The 16,852-nt window shown below is 63.7% G+C and carries 14 protein-coding genes; 2 read left to right on the top strand and 12 right to left on the bottom strand.

Features of this window, described 5'->3' with window-relative positions; genetic code table 11:
* Positions 1–30 precede the first annotated feature (30 nt).
* A complete protein-coding gene (gene rlmD / locus MKZ40_RS05920; RefSeq protein WP_175088170.1) occupies positions 31–1,434 on the bottom strand; it encodes a 23S rRNA (uracil(1939)-C(5))-methyltransferase RlmD in 1,404 nt (467 codons plus the stop codon).
* Positions 1,434–2,420 carry a cysteine synthase CysM gene (gene cysM, locus MKZ40_RS05915; protein ID WP_175088171.1) on the bottom strand — a complete coding sequence of 329 codons (987 nt, stop codon included), beginning with the start codon at positions 2,418–2,420 and terminating at the stop codon, positions 1,434–1,436. Before cysM ends, rlmD begins: the two co-directional genes overlap by 1 nt.
* A 221-nt stretch (positions 2,421–2,641) precedes the next feature.
* Between cysM and MKZ40_RS05910 the strand changes: the two genes are divergently transcribed.
* Positions 2,642–5,818, top strand: coding sequence for a hybrid sensor histidine kinase/response regulator (locus MKZ40_RS05910; RefSeq protein WP_217485769.1), 3,177 nt, complete (start codon positions 2,642–2,644; stop codon positions 5,816–5,818).
* Between the two features lie 111 nt (positions 5,819–5,929).
* Here MKZ40_RS05910 and acpS read toward each other — a convergent pair whose 3' ends face one another.
* The 9 genes from acpS to MKZ40_RS05865 form a co-directional block, all read right to left on the bottom strand.
* Entirely contained in the window at positions 5,930–6,307 is a 378-nt protein-coding gene (gene acpS / locus MKZ40_RS05905; RefSeq protein ID WP_175088172.1) for a holo-ACP synthase, read from the bottom strand.
* Positions 6,304–7,134 (bottom strand): pyridoxine 5'-phosphate synthase, encoded by an 831-nt coding sequence (gene pdxJ / locus MKZ40_RS05900; protein ID WP_175088173.1) that lies wholly within the window; start codon positions 7,132–7,134, stop codon positions 6,304–6,306. Before pdxJ ends, acpS begins: the two co-directional genes overlap by 4 nt.
* 121 nt (positions 7,135–7,255) lie before the next feature.
* Positions 7,256–7,972 carry a DNA repair protein RecO gene (gene recO / locus MKZ40_RS05895; protein WP_175088174.1) on the bottom strand — a complete coding sequence of 239 codons (717 nt, stop codon included), beginning with the start codon at positions 7,970–7,972 and terminating at the stop codon, positions 7,256–7,258.
* A 202-nt stretch (positions 7,973–8,174) separates the two neighbouring features.
* Positions 8,175–9,119: a GTPase Era gene (gene era, locus MKZ40_RS05890; RefSeq protein ID WP_052384345.1), complete on the bottom strand. Its 945-nt coding sequence runs from the start codon at positions 9,117–9,119 to the stop codon at positions 8,175–8,177.
* Positions 9,120–9,211: 92 nt separating this feature from the next.
* Positions 9,212–9,904 (bottom strand): ribonuclease III, encoded by a 693-nt coding sequence (gene rnc, locus MKZ40_RS05885; RefSeq protein ID WP_043331866.1) that lies wholly within the window; start codon positions 9,902–9,904, stop codon positions 9,212–9,214.
* A 340-nt stretch (positions 9,905–10,244) separates the two neighbouring features.
* Positions 10,245–11,048, bottom strand: coding sequence for a signal peptidase I (gene lepB / locus MKZ40_RS05880; protein ID WP_175088175.1), 804 nt, complete (start codon positions 11,046–11,048; stop codon positions 10,245–10,247).
* Between the two features lie 55 nt (positions 11,049–11,103).
* Positions 11,104–12,924: a translation elongation factor 4 gene (lepA, locus tag MKZ40_RS05875; protein ID WP_175088176.1), complete on the bottom strand. Its 1,821-nt coding sequence runs from the start codon at positions 12,922–12,924 to the stop codon at positions 11,104–11,106.
* Positions 12,925–13,246: 322 nt separating this feature from the next.
* Complete coding sequence (locus MKZ40_RS05870; RefSeq protein WP_175088177.1) at positions 13,247–14,662, bottom strand: DegQ family serine endoprotease; 1,416 nt, start codon at positions 14,660–14,662, stop codon at positions 13,247–13,249.
* Between the two features lie 300 nt (positions 14,663–14,962).
* Positions 14,963–15,433, bottom strand: coding sequence for a SoxR reducing system RseC family protein (locus tag MKZ40_RS05865; protein WP_052384327.1), 471 nt, complete (start codon positions 15,431–15,433; stop codon positions 14,963–14,965).
* Positions 15,434–15,560: 127 nt separating this feature from the next.
* Between MKZ40_RS05865 and MKZ40_RS05860 the strand changes: the two genes are divergently transcribed.
* On the top strand, positions 15,561–15,806 hold the full coding sequence (locus MKZ40_RS05860; protein WP_043331871.1) for a VF530 family protein: 246 nt from the start codon (positions 15,561–15,563) through the stop codon (positions 15,804–15,806).
* A 186-nt stretch (positions 15,807–15,992) separates the two neighbouring features.
* Here MKZ40_RS05860 and MKZ40_RS05855 read toward each other — a convergent pair whose 3' ends face one another.
* Positions 15,993–16,730 carry a sigma-E factor negative regulatory protein gene (locus tag MKZ40_RS05855; protein WP_175088178.1) on the bottom strand — a complete coding sequence of 246 codons (738 nt, stop codon included), beginning with the start codon at positions 16,728–16,730 and terminating at the stop codon, positions 15,993–15,995.
* Between the last annotated feature and the right edge of the window lie 122 nt (positions 16,731–16,852).

Below are 16,852 nucleotides of genomic sequence, written 5' to 3'. Positions count from 1 at the left end.
ATCTTGATGACAGTGCCCGAGGGCACCGCCTCAGTCTTCCGCCCGTTCCAGCAGCAACATCGATTCCAGATGTGCCGTGTGAACGAACATGTCCGCCATCAGGGCACGCGTGACGCGATAACCGGCGTCCTGCAACAGCCGTGCATCACGCATCAGCGTGGTCGGGTCACAGGCGATGTACAGCACACGCTGCGGCACTCGGCTGACCCTCCCAGCATGCAGATCACGTGCCAGCTCCTCGCAGAGAGGCTGAGCGCCATCACGCGGCGGGTCTAGTACCAGAAGGTCGATACCCTCGAGTGATGGCAGGGCCTTGCTCAGGTCCGCTCGACGTGCGCTCACCTGAGCCAGTCCGTTGGCTTCAGCATTGACCCTCAGCTGATCGACCATGCCCTGACTGCCCTCGATGCCTGTCACCTCACTGGCGCCGGCCGCGGCAGCCGCCAGGGTCAGGTTGCCGACACCGGCGTAGAGATCCATCACCTCGAGACCACTGACATCGCCCAGCCATTTGAAGGCGGTGTCGATCAGACGCTGATTGAGCGCCGCGTTGACCTGCACGAAGTCGCCCGGCGAGAAGGCAAGGCGCAGCGTCGTTGCGCCGACACTCAGTGAATACAAGGCATTCGGCGTACCCGACAGCCACTCCAGCACCACCGGATCACGCCCGACCCGCCAGCCGACCACCAGGCCGTGCTGCTCGGCGAAGGCCTGCCAGCGCTCGGCATCACGCGGCACCGCCTTGAGCTGGCGCACCACCACGATGACCTGCCCTTCGGCAGCGGTCAGCTCCAGATGGCCCAGACGCTTGGGCGCCTCGAGGCTTTCGATCAGCTCACGCAGCGGCGCGAGCAGGCGGTCCAGCTCCGGTACCAGCACGCTGCAGGAGGTGATGTCGACCAGCTGGTTGCTGCCGCGCCCCCGGAAGCCGAACTGCAATTCGCCGGCATCGGTCACGCGAACGCCGATACGCGCGCGGCGGCGATAACGGCTCTCATCGTTGCCCAGCGGCTGAATCTCGGGCAGCGTCACGCCATTGCGTGTCGCATGTTCGCCCAGCACCTGCACCTTATGGGTGCGTTGGGCATCCAGCGCCATATGCTGCAGGTCACAGCCACCACAGCTGCCGAAATAGGCGCAGGGCGGCGTCACGCGACTGTCAGCCGCGTTGTCACGTGCACGCACATGCGCCTCATTGAAGCGCTTGTGCGTGCGGTGGATGGCCAGCGTCACACGCTCGCCGGGCAGGGCCTGATCGATGAACTGGGTCTTGCCGCTCTCGTCATGGGCAATGCCGCGCCCGTCATGGGCGAGGCGGTCGACCGTCAGCCACTGGCTGTCGGCGTCGCTGGCATTGCGAGTGCCACGACTGGCCACTTCCTTCTCGCGACGGGTCGGCTTGCGCGCCGGTCGCTTCTGTCCGAGCAGCGCCATCAGGAACACTCCCCTGCGACGGCTTCATTGTGGGGCGTGCCCTGCTGAGTCATGTCGTCGTCCTGGGTATAGAGGCCTGTCGAGAGATAGCGGTCTCCCCGGTCACAGACGATGAACACGATGACCGCATTCTCGACCTGCTCGGCAAGCTTGAGCGCGCCTGCCAGCGCACCACCGGAGGAGACACCGGCCAGAATGCCTTCTTCCCGTGCCAGACGACGCATGCAGACTTCGGCTTCGTGCTGACCGATATCCAGCGTGCGGTCGATGCGTGAGGCATCGAAGATCCGCGGCAGATATTCGGCAGGCCAGCGGCGGATACCCGCGATATTGGCGCCTTCGGCAGGCTGCAGGCCGACGATCTCGATGGTCGGATTCTGCTCCTTCAGATAGCGCGAGGTGCCCATGATGGTGCCGGTGGTGCCCATCGAGGACACGAAGTGCGTGATGCGTCCGTGGGTCTGCTGCCAGAGTTCCGGCCCGGTGGTGCGGTAATGCGACAGCGGATTGTCCTGGTTGGCGAACTGATCCAGCGCCTTGCCCTCGCCACGCGCGATCATCCCCTCGGCCAGGTCCCGCGCATGCTCCATGCCATCGGCTTCGATCAGCGTGGCCCCGTAGGCACCCATCGCCTGCTTGCGCTCGCTGGAGGCACTGGCCGGCATCACCAGCACCATGCGGTAGCCCTTGATGGCCGCCGTCATGGCCAGCGCGATGCCGGTATTGCCGGAGGTCGCTTCGATCAGGGTATCGCCGGGCGCGATCTCGCCGCGCGCTTCCGCCTCCTCGAACATGGAAAGCGCCGGACGATCCTTGACCGAGCCGGCGGGGTTGTGACCCTCCAGCTTGGCCAGCAGCACATTGTTGCGGCCCGCGGTGATGCGCGTCAGGCGCACCAGCGGCGTGTTGCCGACGACATCTGCAAGACTGGGATAATCGGACGCGCCAGGGATGGCGTCACCGGGGGTTTCACTGAGATGAGACATGAGAGGCAGACTCCAGAGACGCCGCGCCCGGACAGCCGAATGACAGCGGTCAGGCGCTGGCATCGGGACCAAGGACGAACGGGGGGCCGCGTCGGGGTGTAGATGATGCGCGCAGTATATCGCTCCCGCCCAGCCCTGTCAGGGCGCTCGCCATCGCTTCGCTCATGAGCGCGAGGTATGCTTGCCGCTGATGCTCGTTCGCCCTTTGACGATGGATTGCCATGCTGCTTCGTACCCGATTCCAGCTTGCCCTCTTGCTGCTGCCCCTCGCCACCAGCCTGATGTTCAGCCTGTATGCGGTGGACCGCGAGATCAGCGGTGAGCGCCTGGCCATGATGGAGCGCCTGCAGGCCAGCATGCAGGCCATCATGCCGGGCATGGCCAACGCCGCCCTCGCCGCTGACGACCAGCGTCTGCATGAGCAGGCCCAGATGCTGATCGACCAGCGCGACGTGCGCGCCCTGACGCTGCGCACCGCCAACGGCGGCGCCCTGTTGCATCTCGGCCCCAGCCAGCGCCCGGAAACCAGCGCGCTGGTCGAGAGTCAGACCTACCCCTCGGATCCGGACTCGCTGGTGATGGTGATGCCGGTCATCGACCCGTGGCGCGAGACACAACGCGGCGAGCAGATGTCGTGGCTGGTGCTGGAGGCCTCCGACACCCGCCTGGTGCTGCACCGCTACCAGCTGCTTGTCGGCTACGGGCTGGCCAACCTGGTCTTCGGACTGGCGCTGCTGCTGCTGGCCTTCCATGGCTCGCGCCGCATGCTGCAGCCGCTGCATGAGCTGGGCGAGGCCATGACCTGTCTGGCGCGCGGCGAGACTCACCGCCAGCTGCCGGTGGCAGGCAATGACGACCTCAGCGAGCTGGCCGAGAACTACAATCGCAGCGTCGAGCAGCTCAAGCGTGCCCGCGAGGACATGCAGGACCAGATCGAACAGACCACCCAGGACCTGCACGAATCAATGGAAACCGTCGAGATCAAGAACATCGAGCTCGACATGGCGCGCCGCAAGGCGTTGGAAGCCAACCGCATCAAGTCGGAATTCCTGGCCAACATGAGCCATGAGATCCGCACGCCGCTCAACGGCATCATCGGCTTCAGCAACCTGCTGGGGCGCAGTGATCTGGACAACCGCCAGCGCGACTGGCTGGGCCACATGCAGAATGCCTCCTCGAGCCTGATGTCATTGATCAATGACATTCTCGACTTCTCCAAGATCGAAGCCGGCAAGCTTGAGCTCGAGAAGGTACAGATGGACATCGAGCCGCTGATCGAGGAAGTGCTCGCCATGCACGCCCCGGAGGCTCATCGCAAGCATCTGCATCTGCTCGGGCTTGTCTATGACGACGTGCCGCAGCGCTTCGAGGGCGACCCGCTGCGCATCAAGCAGGTCGTGACGAATCTGGTCGCCAATGCCGTCAAGTTCACCGAGCGCGGCGAAGTCATCGTGCGCGTGATGGTGGACGACCTGTCCGGCAGCAACACCCGCCTCAAGATCGCGGTGGCAGACACCGGCATCGGCATGGATAGCGCCCAGCGCAATCGTCTGTTCCAGGCCTTCTCGCAGGGAGATCCTTCACGGGCACGCCAGTTCGGCGGCACAGGCCTCGGGCTGATGATCTCCAAGCGACTGGTCGAGCAGATGGGCGGCGAGATCCAGGTCGACAGCCTGCCCGGCCACGGCTCCACCTTCCTGTTCAGCGTCCCCGTAGCGGTCAGCAGCATCGAGGAGCGCCCGCGCGAAGTCGTGTTCGATCATCAACGCATCTGTCTGATCGAGCCACACTCGGCCACCCGTCGCGCCCTGAGTTACCTGCTGACCCGCTGGTCACTGACGCTGGTCGGCATCGAAGAGCAGCCGGACCTGGTGGTAGTCGCGCTGGAGAGCCGTGATCTCAAGCGGCTGGATGAATGGAGCGCGCGTCTCAAGCATCTGCCGTGTCGCGTGCTGGGCCTGTTGAATGCCCCTTTGCCCGCCGACGCCGAGAACCTGCAGCAGTACGGTATCGATGAGGTGGTCAGCAAGCCGGTCACACGCCTGCAGATGCGCCACAAGCTGGCCAATCTGCTGCATTCACCTCACCGCGACCCGACTCAGGCGCCGCGCAGCGACACCTTCACCTCCTTCGAGCCGACCACACGCGAGCAGAACTCAAGCACGGCGCAAGCCGCCAAGCCGACCGCCACGCCTGCCAAGACGCCACCGGCCGGCTCGGGGCCTGAGCTCACCGCACAGCCTGCGAGTCAGGGAACGTCCGCACAGCCTCGCAAGTGCGTGATGGTGGTCGATGACAACCCCTCCAACCGACTGTTGGCCGAGGAGCTGTTGACCGACATGGGGCTGGACACCCTGGCGGCCCAGAGTGGCGAAGAGGCGCTGGCCCTGGCTCAGGAGCAGGTCGTGGATGCCGTCCTGATGGATATCCAGATGCCGGGCATGAACGGACTGGAAGCCACCAAGGCACTGCGTCATCAACAGCGCGAGGGCAACCGTCACCTGCCGGTGATCGCCCTCACCGCCCATGCATTGGCACACGAGCGGCGAGAGCTGCTGGCGGAAGGCATGGATGACTACCTGATCAAGCCCATCGACGAGGGCCTGCTGGCCAACCTGCTCAGTCGTCATCTGGGCATTTCGCTGAACCCGCCACCGCAGGCAGCGCGCACGTCCAGCCAATCGCATAGCTCTGCCCGCAGCCAAACGCGCAGCCCTGCTCGCAGTCCGGCGACGTCTGCCTTGCCGCCGGGAGTGAAAGACGCTGCCAGCCAGGCCGAGCCCTCATCGTCGGTAGCGCCGCTGCCCCACTCTGCCGCAAAGCACCAGCTCAGCCTGGAACAGGACGCCGACCTGCCGGTGGTCGACATGGCACTGGGCGTGGAGATGGCCGGCGGCCGCGAGGCCCTGGCGCTGGAGATGCTGGGGCTGTTGATCGAGAGTCTGCCGGAGAGCGAGGCCAGGATCCGTCGCGCCTGGCAGGCGCGTGACAACGAGGCGATGATCGATGGCGTGCATTATCTCAACGGCGCCTGCCGCTACTGTGGCGTGCCGCGTCTGGCACTGCTGGTGGAAGCGCTGGAGACCCGCATCCGCGTCAGCGGCCTGTCGCGGCTGGAAGAGGATGTCGAGGCCCTGTTCGCGGCCATCGACAGCCTAATCCAGTGGTCACACAGCGATGAAGCCAAGGCCCTGCTCGCCGCGCCGCTTGAGCCGGCTAGCCCCGCGGGTGAGACGCCTGAGACGCCGACAGCGTCTCCTGTCGAGACCTCCCCCTCGTCCTCCTCCGCGCCCTCGAATGCACCCGCTGAGCCATCCGCCACAGGCTCGTCATCGGTAAACAATCCACAGACAAGCAAGCCACAGACAAGCGAGCCCCAGCCCAAAAACCAGCGCTGAAAAACCAGTCCTGCACAGACGACAACGCCACCCGCCGCCGCAAGGCAGGGGTGGCGTTGTCGTTGCGAGCGCCGTATTCAGAATAGGCGATTCAGCGCGAGAGCAATGAGGCTAACGCTCCAAGACCACGAAGGCGATGGCCTGATCACGCTCATCACTGATCGACAGGTGCAGATGGCGGATACCCGCCCGCGCGGTCAGGGCTTCCGCCTCGTCAGACAGCTTGAGCGAGGGCTTGCCCAGGGCGTCGTTGACCACCTGAATCTGGGTGAAGCGCATGCCCTGGCGCAGGCCGGTGCCCAGCGCCTTGACGAAGGCTTCCTTGGCCGCGAAACGCTTGGCCAGAAAGGCCGCCGGATGAGAGTGATCGGCAAAGCGCGCCAGCTCCTCTTCCCCCAGCAATCGGCGTGCAAAACGCTCGCCATGGCGTGCCATGCCTGCCTCGAAGCGCTCGATACGCGCGATGTCCGTGCCTATGCCGACGATCATCCGCAGCAGCCTGAGCCCTGCACATGCTCATGGTCATCACCGTGTTCGTGGTCATGGTCATGATCGTGCGCATCCAGCGCGGCCATCAGGCCCGCTTCCTGGCCTGCGATACACAGACGCTTCATCTCGATGACGGCCTCCTTCAGACCGACGAACATGGCGCGCGCGATGATCGCGTGACCGATGTTCAGCTCATTGAGCCCCGAGATACCCGCGATCGCCTCGACGTTGTGATAGTTGAGGCCGTGCCCGGCATTGACCACCAGCCCCAGCTCGTTGGCCAGCTCCGCGGCGGCCGCGATACGCTCGAACTCGACACGCGCCGTCTCGCCCATGGCATCGGCATAGGCACCGGTATGCAGCTCGATGACCGGCGCACCGGCCTCGAAGGCGGCACGGATCTGCTCAGGCTCCGGGTCGATGAACAGCGAGACTTCACAGCCCGCCGCTGCCAGACGCTCGCAAGCGGCGGTGATGCGCGCCAGATCACCGGCGACATCCAGCCCGCCTTCAGTGGTCAGCTCTTCGCGCTTTTCCGGCACCAGACACACATTGGCCGGCTGGACTTCCTCGGCCAGCGCCAGCATCTCTTCGCTGACGGCCATCTCGAGGTTCATGCGCGTGTTGAGCACCTCGGCCAGAATGCGCACGTCGCGCTCCTGGATGTGGCGACGATCTTCACGCAGGTGCACGGTGATGCCGTCGGCACCCGCCTCTTCCGCGACCAGCGCGGCCTGGACCGGGTCCGGATAGCGGGTACCACGCGCCTGACGCAGTGTGGCGATGTGGTCGATGTTGACCCCGAGCAGGATGCGCAGCGGATGCATGATCAGCTCCTAACGATGAACAAGAGAACAGGCATGGCGACGAAGGCCATGCCGAAGACATGTCGCGCAATACTATCATGCGTCACCCCGCAGCCGGACAGTGCCGGCACGCCTGATGGCATCAGTCGGACTCGCGACTCTGACGCCGCCTGGCCGTCAGCTGCATCATCAACTCGCGCGAACGCAGCGGACGATCCCCCAGCAGCGGCGCCAGCGCACGCCGCGCCAGCCACAGGCTCTCGCGGGCGAGTCCTGCGTGGCCCCAGTCTTCGCTGGCCAGCAACTTCAGGGCCCGCCCTTCGATGCCCGCGGCGCCTGGCGGCTGCGCCTGAAAGCGTCGTTCACTGACCACATAGTCATAGCGCACGTCCGGCATCAAGGGGCTGTCATCCAGAGCGCGAAACTGTGGCAGTTGCTCCAGCGCTTCCAGCAAGCTGTATTCCAGTCGCCTGAGCGCGGGCGCGCGCCTGGCGGGCAGAGCCACCTCGTCCAACGTCAACGAGTAGAGCGCGAACAGCTCCGGCACCGGCATTTCCACCGGCAGGGTGCGGGTCAAAAGCTCATTGGCGTAGAACCCGCACAGCAGCCCCTCGCCCGCCAGCAGGCTGGCGCTGCCGCCGGTCTCCATCAGGTTGAGGGTCTTGAGATCACTCTCGCCACGCCAGGTGACATGCAGAGGAGTGAACGGTTGAAGGCGCGCCCGCGCCTTGCTGCCCGGACGCTGAACGCCGCGCGCCACCGCGCGCACCCGTCCGTGTTCGAGGGTCAGCAATTCGATGATGGCACTGGTTTCACGGTAAGGCTTGCGATGCAGCAGGAAGGCCGGTTGCGGCGTCATCAGGCAGGCTCACGTCAGACGGTGGCTTGGCAAAAAAAGCTGGCAGAAGGACTGGCAGAGGGGCTGGCAAGAAACGAGACCGCCTGGACAGGGCCAGGCGGTGCGCGGCAGAGACCGCGAGGACATCGGATCAGCGGCGAGCGGCACACGGCAGTCGCGAACCTTCTGGATCGCCACCACCCGTACCGCTCGCGCGGCATCGTCAGTCCTTGTCGTGGGTGTAACCCAGACTCTTCAGGGCACGCTCGTCATCCGACCAGCCACGCTTGACCTTGACCCACAGGTTCAGCATGACCTTGGCGTCGAAGGCACGCTCCATCTCGAGGCGCGCTTCACGCCCGATGTTCTTGATGCGCTCACCGTTCTCGCCGATCAGGATCTTCTTCTGGCCCTGACGCTCGACCATCATCAGCGCGCTGATGTGCAGGGTGCCGCGCTGATCGGTCTTGAATTCCTCGATCTCGACGGTCATCTGGTAGGGCAGTTCGTCGCCCAGCTGACGCATCACCTTCTCGCGCACCAGCTCGGAGGCCAGGAAGCGAGAGCTCTTGTTGGTGATCTGGTCGTCCGCGAACATGTGCTCGCCCTGCGGCAGACGCTTCATCACGTTCTCGAGCAGCAGATCGATGTTGGTGCCGTTCTTGGCCGACATCGGAATGATGGCCGCGAAGTCGCGACGTTCCTGCAGGCTCTGCAGCCAGGGCGCGAGGGTGGTCTTGTCCTTGAGCCAATCGATCTTGTTGACCACCAGGATCACCGGCGCCTTCACGTGGGCCAGCTTCTCGAGCACGATCTGGTCTTCTTCCATCCAGCGGGTGCGGTCGACGATGAAGACGACGGCATCGACGTCACGCAGCGCCTGGGTGGCGGCCTGGTTCATGAAGCGATTGATCGCCTTGTTGCGATCGCGCTGCATGATGTGGATTCCCGGGGTGTCGACGAAGACACACTGGGTGCCCTCTTCGGTGTGGATACCCATCACCTGGTGACGCGTGGTCTGCGGGCGACGCGAGGTGATCGAGACCTTCTGGCCCAGGATGTGGTTCATCAGCGTCGACTTGCCGACATTCGGGCGACCGACGATGGCGACGAAGCCACAGCGGGTGTCCGGCAGCGGCTGATCGCTGACACCGGCGGCCGCCAGCATGCCCTCGAGCGCATCCGGCGTGCCGGCGCCGTTATCAGTGGAGTGATCAGGGGCGTCGCCGCTCGGGGTGACGTTGTCTTCTGGGGTATGGCTCATGAGCGGCCTCCGCGGGCAGGTTCGAGCAGTTGCAGCGCGAACTCGGCCGCCTGCTGTTCAGCATGACGACGGCTGGAGCCGACGCCTGTGGTCTTGGTGTCGATCATCTCGACGTGGCAATCGACGCTGAAGGTCTGCGAATGCGCTTCGCCTTCGACGCTGGTCACCTCATAACGCGGCAGTGCCGCCTGACGCGATTGCAGGAATTCCTGCAGACGCGTCTTGGGGTCTTTCTGGGTGTCCTGAAGATTCAGCGCTTCAAGACGGGTGGCGTACCAGCGCAGTACGTGTTCACGCGCCACCTGCATGCCGGCGTCCAGGTAGATGGCACCGATCACGGCTTCCACGGCATCGGCCAGAATGGACTCGCGACGGTGACCGCCGCTTTTCATCTCGCCGGAGCCAAGACGCAGGTTCTCGCCGAGATTGAATTCACGCGCCAGCTCCGCGAGGGTCTGACCCTTGACCAGGCGCGCACGCAGGCGTGACAGCTGGCCTTCGCGGGCCTGGGGGAAGCGCAGGAACAGCGCTTCGGCGATCACGAAGTTGACGATGGAATCGCCAAGGAATTCGAGACGCTCATTGTTCTGGCCACCATAGCTTCGATGGGTCAGAGCCAGTTCCAGCAGGCTCGCATCCTCGAAGGTGTGGCCGATACGCTTTACAAAGGCATTCAGCGGGCTACTCACAGGTCTCCCTACTCTCTTTTTGTCGCTGACGCCCGCGGGCGTCCTGTCGAATGGTGCATCAGTCATGCTGGCTGATGCCTGTCGTCTTCGACATGTCTCGCGATGCCCGAAGCCTACGCGGCTTGAGGAGTTGCCGATTGCCACCATCCCAATCCGATATTCGTCAGCCGCGCTGCCCGCAGGCTTGTGGCCGCGGGTCCGACATGATGAACAGCAGGTTGACATGGCAGGCACGACGCATCGTCCCATGTCGAAAATCCGCACTGATGAGGCCGGCGGACCAATGCGGCCCTGCCAGATACGACCGGGCCGCCTCTCGGCGGCCCGGTCAATGCACTGATCAATGAATCAGGCGTACCGAGGAAAAGTCAGGGAACCCTTCTTTCCAGTGCATCCACACCGCCACCGCCTTGCCGACGATGTTCTCTTCCGGCACGAAGCCCCAGTAGCGGCTGTCGTTGGAGTGATCACGATTGTCACCCATCACGAAGTACATGCCTTCCGGCACCCGGACCTCACGCATCTGCGGACCGGGGTCCTGAGGGTTATTGTAGATTTGATGCGCGTGTTTCCCCAGTGTCTCATCCAGCAGGTCTTCACCGGACTGTTCACTGGAGTTGCGCGCATTCAATGTCTTGTCGATGGCCTCACCATTCACGTAGAGCTGCTTGCCCTCATAGCGAATGGTATCGCCCGGCAGGCCGACGACGCGCTTGATGAAGTTGGTGGACGGATCTTCCGGGAAACGGAACACCATCACATCGCCACGCTCCGGCTCGCCGACTTCCAGCACCTTGGTGTCGACCACCGGCAGGCGCAGGCCATAGTCATACTTGTTGACCAGGATGAAGTCGCCGATCTTGAGCGTCGGCAGCATCGAGCCGGACGGGATCTGGAACGGCTCGAACGCGAAGGAGCGCACCACCAGCACCAGCAGCAGCACCGGAAAGAAGGACTTGGCATAGTCCACCGGCCACGGGTCACGAGCCAGCTTCTCACGCGTGCCAGCGTCCAGTTCTCCTTCGACGGAGGCCTCGGCCTTGGCCACACGCGCCTTGCGCGCACTGCGCAGGGCAACCAGGTCTATCAACCACACCACGCCGGCTACCGCTACGGCAATCACCAATACTAGCGAGAAATCCATCGTTGTCCCTGTCTGCCCTGGATCTTGGTGGCAAGCCGCCAGACGGCGGCCTGCCTCAGTCGTTCATCTTGAGCACGGCAAGGAAGGCGTCCTGGGGGATTTCCACCCGGCCGACCTGCTTCATGCGCTTCTTGCCCGCTTTCTGCTTCTCGAGCAGCTTCTTCTTGCGGCTGACGTCGCCGCCGTAACATTTGGCTGTCACGTTCTTGCGCAGCGCCTTGACGGTGGAGCGTGCCACGACCTGCCCACCGACGGCAGCCTGGATCGCCACATCGAACATCTGACGCGGAATCAGCTCTTTCATCTTCTCGACCAGCAGACGGCCGCGACCATGGGCGTGATCACGGTGGATGATCGCCGCCAGTGCATCGACGCGATCGCCGTTGATCAACACGTCCAGACGCACCAGCTTGGCCGCCTCGAAGCGCTCGAAACTGTAATCCAGTGACGCATAGCCCTTGGAAATGGACTTGAGGCGATCGAAGAAGTCCATCACCACTTCTGCCATCGGCAGTTCATAGATCAGCTGGATCTGGCTACCCAGGAACTGCATGTCGAGCTGAACGCCACGACGATTGACGCACTCGGTGATGACGTTGCCGACGTATTCCTGTGGCACGAGGATGGTAGCGCGGCAGATCGGCTCGCGCAGCTCATCGACGTTGGCCATGTCCGGAAGCTTGGAAGGGTTGGACACCGGCAGCACATCGCCGTTGTCCATCAGCACCTCATAGATCACCGTCGGCGCGGTGGTCAGCAGGTCGAGATTGTACTCGCGCTCCAGACGTTCCTGGATGATCTCCATGTGCAGGGTACCGAGGAAACCGACACGGAAACCGAAGCCCAGCGCGTCGGAGTTCTCCGGCTCGTAGTCCAGCGAGGCATCGTTGAGCGCCAGCTTCTGCAGCGCGTCACGGAAGTCCTCGTAGTCATCGGAGCTGATCGGGAACATGCCGGCATAGACCTGCGGCTTGACCTTCTGGAAGCCCGGCAGGCGCTCGACCTTGTCAGCCGTCTTGGTGTGCACGATGGTATCCCCCACCGGCGCGCCCAAGATGTCCTTGATACCGGCGACGATGAAGCCGACCTCGCCGGCGCGCAGCACGCCGGTCTCCTTGCGCTTGGGCGTGAAGATACCGATCGCGCCGGTCTCCCAGTCACGGCCAGTGGACTTCAGACGGATCTTCTCGCCCTTCTTCAGGGTGCCATCGAAGATACGCACCAGCGAGACGACGCCGAGGTAGTTGTCGAACCAGGAATCGATGATCAACGCCTGCAGCGGCGCTTCCGGATCTCCCTTGGGGGGCGGAATGTCACGCACCAGACGCTCGAGCAGCGCCTCCATGCCCATGCCGGACTTGGCGGACACCTGACAGGCATCCGTCGCGTCCAGACCGATGATCTCCTCGATCTCCTGGGAGACCTTCTCCGGGTCCGCCTGCGGCAGATCCATCTTGTTGAGGACCGGCAGCACCTCGAGGCCCTGCTCGATGGCGGTGTAGCAGTTGGCCACCGACTGGGCTTCGACACCCTGGCCGGCATCGACCACCAGCAACGCCCCTTCACAGGCATACAGCGAGCGCGAGACTTCATAGGAGAAGTCGACGTGCCCCGGTGTATCGATGAAGTTCAGCTGATAGGTGTTGCCATCGTCAGCGTGGTAGTCGAGGGTCACCGACTGCGCCTTGATGGTGATGCCGCGCTCACGCTCGATGTCCATCGAGTCAAGCACCTGCTCCTTGAGCTCACGGTCGCTCAAGCCTTCGCACAGCTGGATGATGCGGTCAGCCAGCGTGGACTTGCCGTGGTCGATGTGGGCGATGATTGAGAAGTTGCGGATATGCTTCAAGGACGGCGGCGTTACGCGTTCGGTCATGGATCACTGCTCTGTATTTGTGCCCGTCTCCGTGAAAATCACACGGCCAACACGGGAGACGACGGAAATCGAATTGCACGCATTGTACAGTCCGACCACAAGCGATGATAGAAGGCGTTGCCTTTTGCGCCCGTCCGAGTCCTATCACAGCTCGCCTGAACTCGGGTGAACGCAGGACCGCCCGGTAGCAGACGGGGCGCACAGTCGCCCGTACGCCCCGTCTGCTACCGGAGTGACCGCCTACATGCCGGTGGCGGTCACCTTCTGTTGCCTGCGCGCTCGTCAATCCAGTCCTCGTCACTATTCCCAGACGCTGGCTGGATCACTTGTCGCTGTCGGCACGCATGCGCAGTGCGATGTACAACGGGCGACCGTTGCGCACCAGGCGCAGCGAGACCGGACGGTTGGTCGGCAGCTTGGCGACCACATCGCGCAACGCCTGCACGCTGGTCAACGGCTGCTGGTTGAGCTCGACCAGCACATCGCCAGCGCTGATGCCTGCCTCGGCAGCCACGCCCTGCGGGTCGACTTCCATCACGCGCACCCCGTGATCGAGATTGAGCTCGTTCAAGCTGGCCTTGTCGAGCTCTGTCACCGCAACACCCAGCCCCTGCTTGTCATCACTGGCCTTGCCGGCATGCGCCTGCTCACTGCCCGGCCAATGGCCGACCTTGGCAGTCAACGTCTGACTCTTGCCATCGCGCAGGATCGAGAGCTTGAGCGAATCGCCCGGCGAGCTGGCACCGACCATGCGTGGCAGGTAAGCCGAGCTCTCGACCGCCTTGCCATCGACATCGGTGATGATGTCACCACTCTTGAGGCCAGCGGCGGCGGCAGGGCCATCCGGATCAAGATCGGCGATCAGCGCACCACGCGCACGGTCCAGCCCGAAGGATTCGGCCAGATCCTTGGAAACCGGCTGAATGACGACGCCCAGCCAGCCGCGGTCCACGCGCCCATCGGTCTTGAGCTTGTCGGCGACATCCATCGCCACATTGATCGGGATCGCGAAGCTCACGCCCATGAAGCCGCCGGAGCGGGTATAGATCTGGGAATTGATGCCCACCACATCGCCATCGAGATCGAACAGCGGCCCACCGGAGTTGCCCGGGTTGATCGCCACATCCGTCTGGATGAACGGCACATAGGCGTCCGACGGCAGGGTGCGATCGATGGCGCTGACGATGCCGGCGGTGACGGAATGGTCGAAGCCGAACGGTGAGCCGATCGCGGCCACCCATTCACCGACTTCCAGCGCATCGCTGTCGCCCATCGGCAAGGTCGGCAGGTCTTCCGCCTTGACCTTGAGCAGCGCGATATCGGTCTTCTTGTCCTCACCGACCACCTGCGCCTTGAGTTCGCGACGGTCATTGAGGCGCACCATCACCTCATCGGCACCGTCGATGACATGGGCATTGGTCATGATGTAGCCATCATCGGAGATGATGAAGCCAGACCCGAGACTGGAGCGCTTCTCGATACCCCCGCGGCCCGGTCCGGGCAGCTGATCACCGAAGAAGCGCTTGAAGAATTCGGGCATCTCTTCGCCATTGGGCCCTCGGAACACCGGCCCCGAGCTGCGCTGGATCTCGGTGGTGGTCGCGATATTGACCACCGCGGGCGCCGAGTCCTTGACCAGCTGGGTGAAGTCGGGCAATTCACGAGCCTGGACCAGCTGGGAGCCCATCAGGGCAGCCATGGCCAGAGCAGGTACCATCAGGCGGGAAAGGGATTTCATCAGTGCGGCTCCTGGTACGTCCTGTCATCACTTGTTATCAGGCGTGCAATCACGCAACTACTGACGATGGCAGCGTCACATCGCTGGCGGCGTCCTTCTCATTGACGTCGAAGCGTCGTTGAAGTTCAGCGATTGGTGCCGCGCTGGACGCAACCATGCGTCGCCAACATCCGACAGGTGCCGATGCCAGCCCGATGCAGGCTGACGACGCCACCTGCCGACTACGCAAGTCATTCCCCTATCTACCGGGAGAGTCGACTACCGCTATCACTTGAACACGTCATCACTTGAGCACGACGACTACAGCGCCTTGATCGCCATCGCATCCATGCCGAGACGACGCATCAAGCGCGGTCGATAGAGCGCCTGGCGCTCAGGGCGCGCGGCATGCCAGCGCACGGCCATCAGGCCCGCCGCCAACGAGAGCGCGAAGCCCAACGGCACCGCCAGGGTGCCGGCGCCCGCCAGCTGCTCGGCCACGATCCCCCCCAGCATGCCGCTGACCAGCGGCAGGCCATACAGCAGGCCCGCACTGCGCAGAAACGCCGACTCATCGATGCCGATCACCACCCGCTCGCCCACCATCGGCAAGTCTTCGCCTGCCGGCACATGGATCAGCACGCGATGCGGCTTGCGACGGGAAAACTGGCTCAACAGGCCGCTGCCACAGCTACTGCGTGCATTGCAGGCACCACAGGTGGAGCGACGCTGGGTCTCGACCCAGACGCCTTCCTTGCCATGCCCCGTGACCTGCCCCTCTTCCTGCATCATCTTGCTGACTCCTGCAAAAACTCGCCGCGCACTGGCGACACATACGCGTAGAATAGCGTCATTCACGGCGGCACTTCACGCGCCTCAGGCCCGACAAGCGCCCACGATACCAACAACAGGAGCCCGCATGAGCGACGCACCCCCATCCACTTCCCGCCTGGACCCGCTGCACGGCGTCACCCTCAAGGCACTGCTGACCTGGCTGGTGGACCACTACGGCTTCGAGACCCTGGGCGAGCTGATTCCCATCAACTGCTTCCTCAGCGACCCGAGCATCAACTCGAGCCTCAAGTTCCTGCGCCGCACGCCCTGGGCACGCGCCAAGGTCGAGGCGCTCTACATCCAGACGGCAGATCGCTATCTGCATGACTGAGGCCGATCGTGGTCACACCGGCGAGTGACGGCGCTGGCCGGACGCGACCAGCTCATGTGGGCGCAACTAGGATATACAGACAAGAAAAGAGGGGCAGCCAATGGCTGCCCCTCTTTTCTTGTCCATCCCTGCTGCTTTCCTCTGGCTTGGCAATGACGCCAGCGCAAGCCAGTCATCCAGAAAATGTTACTGGGCAACATCCTGCAGGCTGATCCACTCACTGCGCTCCGGCACCGGGCCACGCGAGGAATGCTGGCTCAGGTAGGCCTCGAGCAGACGACGCTGGGCGAGATCCGCCGCGGCGACATTGCTGGACGACATGCCGGAGTCGTAGCTGCCATTCTGCGGCGCCATGAACATCGGGCGCGAGCTGGAGGGCGTCACGCCGACCTGCATCAAGCCGCTGTTGGTGCCGGGCTGTACCCACTGAGACGCCTCGGCATTCACCGACGGCTGGCTGACCTGACGTACGGTACCGCCCTGGATGGCTGAACCGCCCTGATTGGCGGAAGAACCACTGGCAAGCTCTGCACCGCTGTTCACGCCGCCGGGCACCCCATTGTCACCGCCATTGAAGACCTGCACGCCGGTGATCACCATCACCGCCACGCCTGCCGCGATGGCCGCGGAACCGGCAAAGGAGAACAGGCTGCGACGCTCGGCCACGGGCGGTGCGCTCGCAGGAGCCTCGCGAGAGATCAGCTCTACCTCAGCGCTGACCGCCGACGCGATATCCAGAGTGAAGGTGCTTTCCCGCTCACGATGCATGGCACTGCGCGCAAGGTGATAGCGGCGCCAGGTGTCTGCAGCCTCAGGAGACTCATCGAGCCCCTTGAGGACACGACGCAGATCCAGCTCGTCACCCTCCGCATCCATCAGCGCGGACAGCGACTCCTTCACGGATTCGGTGGTCTTCAGATTCATGCGTAAATACCCTCACACTCGTCAGATTGAACGACGACTTCAATCTGCTCTCCTGGCAACAAATGGCGTCATTCACCATGGCGGCTGATGGCCCGAGCAGACCAACGGCAAACAGCGTTACT

It is taken from the genome of Cobetia sp. BMC6 (assembly GCF_029991385.1).
Classification (GTDB): Bacteria; Pseudomonadota; Gammaproteobacteria; order Pseudomonadales; family Halomonadaceae; genus Cobetia.
Note: the sequence above shows the minus strand (reverse complement) of the source record. Positions and strands in the feature narration are given on the sequence as shown.

Bases quoted from the DNA above. Each gene is read 5' to 3' on its own strand.
- rlmD (WP_175088170.1), bottom strand. From the start codon at position 1,434: ATGGCGCTGCTCGGACAGAAGCGACCGGCGCGCAAGCCGACCCGTCGC.
- cysM (WP_175088171.1), bottom strand. From the start codon at position 2,420: ATGTCTCATCTCAGTGAAACCCCCGGTGACGCCATCCCTGGCGCGTCC.
- MKZ40_RS05910 (WP_217485769.1), top strand. From the start codon at position 2,642: ATGCTGCTTCGTACCCGATTCCAGCTTGCCCTCTTGCTGCTGCCCCTC.
- acpS (WP_175088172.1), bottom strand. From the start codon at position 6,307: ATGATCGTCGGCATAGGCACGGACATCGCGCGTATCGAGCGCTTCGAG.
- pdxJ (WP_175088173.1), bottom strand. From the start codon at position 7,134: ATGCATCCGCTGCGCATCCTGCTCGGGGTCAACATCGACCACATCGCC.
- recO (WP_175088174.1), bottom strand. From the start codon at position 7,972: ATGACGCCGCAACCGGCCTTCCTGCTGCATCGCAAGCCTTACCGTGAA.
- era (WP_052384345.1), bottom strand. From the start codon at position 9,119: ATGCTGGCGGCCGCCGGTGTCAGCGATCAGCCGCTGCCGGACACCCGC.
- lepB (WP_175088175.1), bottom strand. From the start codon at position 11,048: ATGGATTTCTCGCTAGTATTGGTGATTGCCGTAGCGGTAGCCGGCGTG.
- lepA (WP_175088176.1), bottom strand. From the start codon at position 12,924: ATGACCGAACGCGTAACGCCGCCGTCCTTGAAGCATATCCGCAACTTC.
- MKZ40_RS05870 (WP_175088177.1), bottom strand. From the start codon at position 14,662: ATGAAATCCCTTTCCCGCCTGATGGTACCTGCTCTGGCCATGGCTGCC.
- MKZ40_RS05865 (WP_052384327.1), bottom strand. From the start codon at position 15,433: ATGATGCAGGAAGAGGGGCAGGTCACGGGGCATGGCAAGGAAGGCGTC.
- MKZ40_RS05860 (WP_043331871.1), top strand. From the start codon at position 15,561: ATGAGCGACGCACCCCCATCCACTTCCCGCCTGGACCCGCTGCACGGC.
- MKZ40_RS05855 (WP_175088178.1), bottom strand. From the start codon at position 16,730: ATGAATCTGAAGACCACCGAATCCGTGAAGGAGTCGCTGTCCGCGCTG.